The sequence below is a fragment of the Sphingomonas sp. genome, from assembly GCF_042091075.1.
GTDB lineage: Bacteria > Pseudomonadota > Alphaproteobacteria > Sphingomonadales > Sphingomonadaceae > Sphingomonas.
The window spans coordinates 1-8,827 of record NZ_JBELIE010000139.1; the positions used below are offsets into that span (position 1 = coordinate 1).

The 8,827-nt window shown below is 68.2% G+C and carries 7 protein-coding genes; 4 read left to right on the forward strand and 3 right to left on the reverse strand.

Annotated features, from left to right (window positions below):
* Positions 1–320 precede the first annotated feature (320 nt).
* From ACFDSW_RS12930 to ACFDSW_RS12940, 3 genes are read left to right on the forward strand one after another with little or no spacing between them, the layout of a single operon-like run.
* Positions 321–1,451 (forward strand): hypothetical protein, encoded by a 1,131-nt coding sequence (locus tag ACFDSW_RS12930; protein WP_375250698.1) that lies wholly within the window; start codon positions 321–323, stop codon positions 1,449–1,451.
* A 35-nt stretch (positions 1,452–1,486) separates the two neighbouring features.
* Complete coding sequence (locus ACFDSW_RS12935) at positions 1,487–2,578, forward strand: DUF2336 domain-containing protein (protein ID WP_375250699.1); 1,092 nt, start codon at positions 1,487–1,489, stop codon at positions 2,576–2,578.
* Entirely contained in the window at positions 2,575–3,930 is a 1,356-nt protein-coding gene (locus tag ACFDSW_RS12940) for a sensor histidine kinase (RefSeq protein ID WP_375250700.1), read from the forward strand. Before ACFDSW_RS12935 ends, ACFDSW_RS12940 begins: the two co-directional genes overlap by 4 nt.
* Positions 3,931–3,969: 39 nt before the next feature.
* Here ACFDSW_RS12940 and ACFDSW_RS12945 read toward each other — a convergent pair whose 3' ends face one another.
* From ACFDSW_RS12945 to gltX, 3 genes are read right to left on the reverse strand one after another with little or no spacing between them, the layout of a single operon-like run.
* Entirely contained in the window at positions 3,970–4,173 is a 204-nt protein-coding gene (locus ACFDSW_RS12945; protein ID WP_375250701.1) for a hypothetical protein, read from the reverse strand.
* A 2-nt stretch (positions 4,174–4,175) separates the two neighbouring features.
* On the reverse strand, positions 4,176–5,459 hold the full coding sequence (locus tag ACFDSW_RS12950; RefSeq protein WP_375250702.1) for a citrate synthase: 1,284 nt from the start codon (positions 5,457–5,459) through the stop codon (positions 4,176–4,178).
* An 11-nt stretch (positions 5,460–5,470) separates the two neighbouring features.
* On the reverse strand, positions 5,471–6,883 hold the full coding sequence (gene gltX / locus ACFDSW_RS12955; protein WP_375250703.1) for a glutamate--tRNA ligase: 1,413 nt from the start codon (positions 6,881–6,883) through the stop codon (positions 5,471–5,473).
* 28 nt (positions 6,884–6,911) lie between these two features.
* On the opposite strand from gltX, the gene ACFDSW_RS12960 reads away from it, so the two are divergent.
* Positions 6,912–8,827, forward strand: a 1,916-nt coding sequence (locus ACFDSW_RS12960) for a ComEC/Rec2 family competence protein (RefSeq protein WP_375250704.1), incomplete at its 3' end; no start/stop codon positions are given.

Sequence of the window (8,827 nt, forward strand, 5' to 3'; positions counted from 1 at the left end):
CAGCATGAGCTTCCGCAAGAGGTGAAAAGGCATGCGATGCGCCATCAGCGTCGACCGCACGAATACTCAGGATAGACGGCCCCCCGTTCATCGCGTCGGTGTATCACACTTGCTGGCCGCGCAAAGCCGTTTCCCGATCATCGCCGGCTCGCCCCGTCGCACGCGATGCCATCCGCGCTGCGAATCAGGTCATGCGATTGGAAAGACTGACCGCAAATCGCCTTATCGCGGCCATTGCCCGCGTCAGGACCACGCCTTAACAGCCGCCCATGCTCGCAGGCCTATTATTCGCAACGCAGGAGGCGGAAGACCGCCCGGGGATGTTGGCGGCGACCTTGCCGTTCGCGGCGGCGACGCTGATCGAATATCAGGCGCGGCTGCTGCTTGCCTCCGACGCGGCGCAGATCGTCGTCGTCGTGCAGCGATTGACCCCGGAGCTGGTCGGCGCGCTGGCGCGGATCGGGCGGCGCGGCGTCGCGGTCGATACCGTGCGGACCGCGTCCGAGGTGCTGGCCAAGCTGCATCCGCTCGCCCGCGTCGTGATGCTGGCCGATGGCCTCGTCACGACCGAGGGGGTGGTGCACGCGCTGGCGGGAGAGGGGGGCGATGCGCTGCTCGTCGTTCCCGGCGTGGAGGCATCGGCCGATTTCGAGCGGGTCGGCGGCGGGTCTGCCTGGGCGGGGGTGGCGCGAATCGACGCTCGCCGGGTGGCCGATGCCGCGCGCCTGCCGGAGGATTACGACCTGCAATCGACGCTGCTGCACGCTGCCGAACAGGCCGGGGCACGGCACGTTGCGTTGCGGATCAACGACCTGGATCAGGGGCATGGGATCGAGCGCCGCGCCGCCGCGCTGGAGGCGCGCGGTCGTGCCGTCCTGTCCGCGTCGATGGCGGTGCGGCCAAGCTGGTTCGAACGGGGTGTGCTGCGCCCGCTGGCGCGGTGGACGATCCCGGCGATCGCCCGCCGGAGCATCGGCACCCCCGCGGTCGCCGGCGCGGGTGGCCTGGCGGCGCTGATGGGCCTTGCGATGATCGGGATGGGGTCGATCGCGGGGGGCTTGTCGCTGATCCTGCTCGGCGTCCTCATCGAGGAGATCGCCGGCGCGCTGGCCATGTTTCGCGATGAGCCCGTGCTGCTGCGCGGCAGCCGGATCGCGATCCTGGTGCTGCCCGCGCTGGCGGCGCTGCTCGTCGGGCATGTCGTCGATACCGAGGCGGCGACGACGACCGCGCAATTGCTGGCGCTAGCCGGGATCGTCGCTGGCAGCGTCGGCGAACGCGCCGCCAGCGCCGTGCAGCGCCGTGCCTGGTGGGGCACGCCGCCCGCCTATCTGGCGGCGCTGGCGGGGTTGTCGCTGATAGGGTGGCCCACTTTGGGACTGGGGGTCTGCGCTTGTTACGCTGCTGCGACGCTCATCATGGCAGTAGAGGCGTTGCGCCGGCAGGCTTAGCGCCGGCTTAACGAAAGTGCCTGTAAGCCAGCATTATGTCGGCAGAGCCTCTGTTCACCTCCCCTGACTATCGTGCCGCGTCGCTGGCCATCCGCGTCGCGATGGCGGAGCGTCGCGCCGATGCGCGGCTGGAGACGGTGGCGGCGGATGTCGCCCTGCCCGAGCGGGAGCGGCTCGACGACCGTACACGCACCGCCGTGACGCGGCTGGTGGAGGTGACGGTCGCCGCGATCGAGCAGGATATCGCGGGTCATGCCGCGCGCCTGCTGGCGGCGGAGGGGGGCGATGCGGTGCTGCGCGTGCTGACCGTCAATGCTCCTTCCACGCTCGCGCGGCTGGGCGCCGCCGGGTTGCTGCGCGATCCGGACCTGATCGGCGAATTTCTCATGCAGGCGCGGGTCGACCTGATCGACGAGGCATTGCTTGCCAATCGCGCGCCTGGTGCCATGGCGACGCTGCTGGCGCGGTTGACCGAAAGCGCCGACGGCGTGATCCGCCAGCGTGCGCTCGCCTATCTGGTGGCGGATAGCCGTCGGCGGTTGCCGGGCGCACCCCGTCGGGCGGATCTGTCGACCGCCGCGATCCATCGTCTCGCCTGGTCGATCGCTGCGGTGCTGCGGGAACAGATCGGCATCGAGGCGGTCGACGGCATGATCGATCGCGCGCTGGTGGAGGCGACCGAGCGGAGTCTCGCGGCGATCGACGATAGCGAGAAGCTGGACACGTTGGCGACCCACCTGGCGATCGCGATCGACGCGCGCGGCGACACGCTGCCGATCCTGTTGCTCGATGCGCTGGCAGAGGCGCGGATGACGCTGTTCATCGCCATCGTCGCGCAGGCGATCGCGGTCGATGCCGAGGATGTGCGGGCGCTGATGCTTGATGTTGACAGCGACCGGGCGTGGCTGCTGCTGCGCGCCGCCGGATTATCGCGCGATCAGATCGCACAGATCGGCTGGCTGCTGTCGGAAGCGGATGCGATGCGGGACAGCGAAACGCTCGCGGACGCCATCGACAGCGTCGCGCGGATCGAGCCGCACCATGCGATGCAGGCGTTCGTGCCGCTGTCGCTTCACCCCGATTATCGCCGCGCGATCCGTGGCCTGTCGCGGAGCGTGCCGGCGTGAGCGACGACGCGATCCTGCGCGCGCGCGTCGATGGCGCGGATCGTCTCCTGTCCGCCAATGCGGGATTCTCCGCGATCAATGAAAGGGCGGGGGGAGCGATCGGCGCGGTGATCGCGGTGCCCCAATGGGCCGCGCTGGTTCGTCTGGCGCGGCGGTTGCGGATCCTCGTATCCCGCGCGGTGACGATCGCCGATGGCGACATCGATCTGGATTGCTGGGTGACCGCCACCCCGCGCGACGACGGTATCCAGCTCGCGATCTCGCCCCTGCGGGAGCGGGCGGCGTGGCGGCCGGCAACCCTGTTGTCGACGCTCGCGCCGGTGGTGCCGCCCCCCGGCGCCGAGTGGGTGTGGGAAACCGACGGCGAGCTGCGCATCACGCAGGTGCCGCCAGGGATGGGCGCCCGCTACGATTTCGACGCCACCGCCGCGCTGGGCGCGCCGCTCGCGCGGCTGTTCACGCTAGAGCCGGCGAGCAACGGTGCGATGCCGCTGCTGGAGGCGATGGCGGAACGCCGCGATTTCGACGGTCAGGCCGCGACAGTGCGCGGGCGGGGCGTGTCGGTGCTGCTGGCGGGAACGGTGCGGCTGGATGCCGGCGGGGGCTTTGCCGGTTTCGTAGGTGGCACGTTTCCAGCGCCTGTTACCCCTCCCGCACCGCCGCCGGCGCGGGAACCTTCGATGCCGGCGTCGTTCAACGCCCGCCTGGAACAGGTGCTGCGCGGTCCGCTCGGCCGGATCATCGCCAATGCCGACAGCATCAACGGCGGCAGCGAGGGGCCGCTCGACCCGCATTATTCGGATTATGCCGCCGATATCGCCAGTGCGGGGCGGCACCTGCTCGGCCTGGTCGACGATCTGGTCGATCTGGAGGCGATCGAGCGCGATGATTTCAGCACCGAGGCCGATCGACTCGACCTGGCCGATATCGCACGGCGCGCCGCCGGGCTGCTCGCGGTGCGGGCGGCGGACGGGGGCGTGTCGATCGATCGCAGCGATCTGGAAACCCCGCTGCCGGCGATTGGCGAATTCCGCCGGACGTTGCAGATCCTCGTCAACCTGATCGGCAATGCGGTACGCTATTCGCCGCGCGGCGCGACCGTATGGCTGCGGCTGCAGCAGGACGGCGATCGCGCGATGTTGATCGTCGCCGACCAGGGCAAGGGCATCGCGGTCGAAGATCAGGAACGCATCTTCGCCAAGTTCGAGCGAGTCGATACCAGCGAGGCGGGCGGCAGCGGTCTGGGCCTGTATATCGCGCGGCGACTGGCGCGGGCGATGGGAGGGGACCTGACGGTCGACAGCGCGCCGGGGATGGGCGCGCGCTTCATCCTGTCGCTGCCGGTCGGCTAGTAGGGGCGAAGCGATCCGGGCGGGTTCGCCCGGCGGGCGTTATCGCCGCAGCCGCCGCGCAACGAGGATCAGCAACAACCCCACCACCGCCAGCGCCGCGCCGTAATCCGCCCAGATCGACTGATCGAGCATGAAGCTCGATCGCGGCCAATGAATATATCCAAGCCCCTGACCGATCCAGAGCATGCCCATCAACGCGCAGGCGATGCCGAGCAGGAACAGGATCGGTCGAAGCCGGGACATGATCAGCGTTGGCCGACCGGAACGTAGGACCGCTGCGTCGGGCCGGTGTAGAGCTGACGGGGGCGGCCGATCTTCTGATCCGGGTCAGTGATCATCTCGTTCCACTGCGCCACCCAGCCGACGGTACGGGCGAGCGCGAACAGCACGGTGAACATGCTGGTGGGGAAGCCGATCGCCGACAGGATGACCCCCGAATAGAAGTCGACGTTCGGGAACAGCTTCTTCTCAACGAAATAATCGTCGTTCAGCGCGATCTCCTCGAGACGCAGCGCGGTTTCGAACAGCGGATCCTGCACATTCAGCGCTTCGAACACCTCGCGCACCGTCTTCTGCATCACGGTCGCGCGCGGATCGTAATTCTTGTAGACGCGGTGGCCGAACCCCATCAGACGGAACGGATCGTTCTTGTCCTTCGCGCGGCCGATGAACTCGGGGATGCGGTCCGGCGTGCCGATCTGCTGCAGCATGTTGAGCGCGGCTTCGTTCGCGCCGCCATGCGCCGGGCCCCAGAGGCAGGCGATGCCCGCCGCGATGCACGCGAACGGATTCGCGCCCGACGAACCCGCCAGACGCACCGTCGAGGTGGAGGCGTTCTGCTCGTGATCGGCATGCAGGATGAAGATCCGGTCCATCGCACGCTCGACCGCCGGATTCACCTCATACGGCTCCGCCGGCACGCCGAACGTCATGCGCAGGAAGTTGCCGGTGTAGCTGAGCGAATTGTCCGGATATAGGAACGGCTGCCCGACGCTGTACTTATACGCCATCGCCGCGATCGTCGGCATCTTGGCGATCAGCCGGTGCGACGCGATCATGCGCTGCTGCGGATCGTGGATGTCGGTCGAATCATGATAAAAGGCCGACAGCGCGCCGACGACGCCACACATGATCGCCATCGGATGGGCATCGCGACGGAAGCCACGGAAGAACTGCGCCAGCTGCTCGTGCACCATCGTATGACGGCTGATGGTACGGCTGAACTTCTCCAGCTCGTCGGCGGAGGGCAGCTCGCCGTTGAGCAGCAGATAGCATACTTCCATGAAGCTCGACTGTTCGGCCAGCTCGCCGATCGGATAGCCGCGATGCAGCAGCACGCCCTCATCGCCGTCGATATAGGTGAGCTTCGACTGGCACGATGCGGTCGAGGTGAAGCCGGGATCGTAGGTGAAGGCACCCGTCTGACCGTACAGCTTGCGAATGTCGACCACATCGGGGCCGACCGAGCCGGAGAGCACCGGATAGTCGTGCTCATTGCCCGAAAGCGTGAACTTGGCGGCTTCGGTCATGTCGTCTCCTGTCAGGCTTTGTGGTCCGCGATGCGGGCCAGGCTTTCTTCGCGTCCTAGAAGGACGAGTACGTCGAAAATGCCCGGCGACGTCTTGCGGCCGGTGAGTGCGACGCGGAGCGGCTGGGCAACCTGTCCGAGCTTCACGCCCGCGTCCTCCGCTACCTGCCGCACCGCTGCTTCGGTGTTCTCCGTATCCCAGTTGTGCACCGCGTCAAGCGCGCTGTGCAGGCGGGCGAGCAGTGCGGGTGCCTCACCCTGAAGCAGCGGCGCGGCCGCCTCGTCGATCGCCAGCGGGCGCGTCGCGAACAGGAAGGTGGCGCCGTCGGCCAGTTCGTTGATGTTCGCGGCACGCGGCTTCAGCGCCGGCATCGCCATCAGCAGCTTCGCACGGCGGGTATCGTCGTGATCGAACCCAAGCCGCTCGGCGACCAGATCCGCCAGCCGCGCATCGTCGCACGCCCGGATATAATGCCCGTTAAGGTTCTCGAGCTTCTTCAGATCAAAGCGGCTGGGTGAGGTGCCGACCGCATCAAGGTCGAACCAGCGGATCGCATCCTCACGACTGATGATCTCGTCGTCGCCATGCCCCCAGCCGAGCCGCAGCAGATAATTGCCGAGCGCCTCAGGCAGGATGCCCATATCGTCGCGATAAGCCTCGATCCCGACCGCGCCGTGGCGCTTCGACAGTTTGGCGCCATCCTGTCCGTGGATCAGCGGGATGTGGGCATAGACCGGCTCGGGCCAGCCCATCGCACGATAGATCGGCAATTGGCGGAAGGCGTTGTTGAGATGGTCATCACCGCGGATGACATGCGTGACGCCCATGTCATGATCGTCGACCACCACCGCCAGCATATAGGTGGGGGTGCCGTCCGACCGCAGCAGGACGAGATCGTCCAGCTCGGCGTTCTGCACCGTCACGTCGCCCTGAACACGGTCGTGGATCGTCGTCGCGCCCTCGGTGGGCGCGCGCAGGCGGATGACATGGGATGCGTCGGCGGGTCCGTCGTCGCGATCGCGCCATGGCGAGCGGATTCGCAGCGGCTTCTTCGCGGCCTGCGCCTCGGCACGCATGCCGTCCAGCTGGTCCTGCGTCAGGTAGCAACGATAAGCGTGGCCGGCCTCGACCATCTGACGTGCCACTTCGGCATGGCGCTCCGCCCGCGCGAATTGATACACTTCCTCGCCATCCCAATCAAGGCCGAGCCAGCGCATCCCGTCGATGATAGCGTCGATCGCCGGCTGGGTCGAACGGGCGCGGTCGGTGTCCTCGATCCGCAGCCGGAACGTGCCGCCGTGATGGCGTGCGAACAGCAGGTTGAACAGGGCGGTACGGGCGCCGCCGAGATGCAGAAAGCCCGTGGGCGATGGCGCAAAACGGGTAACGACCTTGGTCGCGGCAGGATTATCGATTGCGCTCAACCGCGCGTGCTCCCAGGCTTGAAGTCAGATGGCCACGATAGCCGCGTCAGCCCCTAGCAAAGCATTCCCCCGGCTTCAAATTGCGTCGCGACTCGAAAGTTGGCTGGAAGGCGAGCGCGATCAGCTGATCCTGTGGCTGCCGGTCATGCTGGCGGCGGGGGCGGCCTGCTGGTTCGCGCTGCCGGATCCCCGCTCCTGGATCATCGCGATGCTGGTCTTGGCGGGGATCGGCGCCGGTGCGATGGCGGTCGGTGGCGCGGGTCGGGCGCGGCGCGTGGTCGCGATCGGTTGCGCTGCCGCCGCGCTGGGGCTGGCACTGGTCTGGTGGCGCGCGGAGCGGGTAGCGGCGCCGGTGCTCGACCGCATCGTCATCGCGCGCCTGGAGGGGCGGATCGAGCGGATCGAGTCGCTGCCCGCCCGTCAACTGGTACGCATCACTCTGTTGTTGCGCGCATGGGATCGCGAAGACGCGGTGCGGCCAGAACGGCTGCGGCTCAAGATTGACCGCCACGACGTGCCGGCGGGCTTGGGGGAGGGGGCGTCGATCCGCCTGCGCGCGCGCCTGATGCCGCCCGCTGCCCCCGCCGTGCCGGGCGCCTATGATTTCGCGCGAGTGGCGTGGTTCGACCGGCTTGGCGCGACCGGGCGCGGTTTCGCGCCGATCGAGGTACGGATCCCCGGTGTGCCGGCCTCACCGCTGCGGGTGAGGCTGACCGAGCATATCGAGACTCGGCTGGATGGCAGCGCGGGCGGGATCGCGGCGGCGCTTGCCACGGGTGATATGGGCGCAATCGCCGATGAGGATGCCGCCGCGATGCGCCGCGCCGGACTGGCGCATCTACTGTCGGTCAGCGGGCTGCACATTACCGCCACGGTTGCGATCGTGATGATGCTGGCGTCGCGCACCCTGGCATTGTCGCGCCGCATTGCGCTCACCGGGCGGGTGCCCTTGATCGCGGCGGCGGCGGGGGCACTGGCGGCGATCTTCTATACTTGGCTGACAGGCGCGCAGGTGCCGACGATCCGCAGTTGCGTCGCCTCGCTGATGGTCCTTGCCGCCCTCGCGGCGGGGCGCGAGGCGGTGACATTGCGACTGGTGGCGACGGGAGCGCTGGTCGTCTTGCTGATCTGGCCGGAGGCGGTCGTCAGCCCCAGCTTCCAGCTATCGTTCGCGGCGGTGACCGCGATCGTCGCGCTGCACGAACATCCGGCGATCCGCGCCGCCTTCCTGCCGCGGGAGGAAGCGCGCTGGCGACGAATCACTCGCTCGACCGCATCGCTCCTGTTGACTGGCGCCGTCGTCGAATTGGCCTTGATGCCGATCGCGATCTTTCATTTTCACCAGGCCGGCATCTACGGCGCGCTGGCCAATATCGTGGCGATCCCGTTGACGACGTTCATCATCATGCCGCTGGAGGCGATGGCGCTGGCGTTCGACGCGATAGGCGCGGGCGGTCCCTTCTGGTGGCTGGACGATCGCGCGATCCGCCTTCTGCTCGGTTTGGCGCATCGTGTGGCGGCCGCGCCGGGCGCCGTGGTGGCGGTTCCCGGTGCGCCGGCGAGTGCCTTCGCGACCACTGTGGCCGGGGCGCTCTGGCTCGGCCTGTGGCGCAGTCGTTTGCGCTGGATCGGCGCCGTCCCGCTGCTTGCCGGAGCGATCGGCATGGCATGGCCAGGCGCCCCCGACCTGATCGTCACCGGCGACGGGCGGCACGTTGGCTGGCGCACCAATCGCGGGGTGGCGATCCTCCGCGATCGTGCCGGCGATTACGTTCGCGGGCAGTTGGCGGAGGGGGCGGGCGTCGATGGCGAACCGACCTTGCTGTCGGACTGGCCCGCAGCACGCTGCACCCGCGATCTCTGCTGGCTCGAACGCCGGGCGGCGGGGCGTATCTGGCGCGTGCTGGCGACCCGTAGTGCCTATCACGTGCCGACCGACGCACT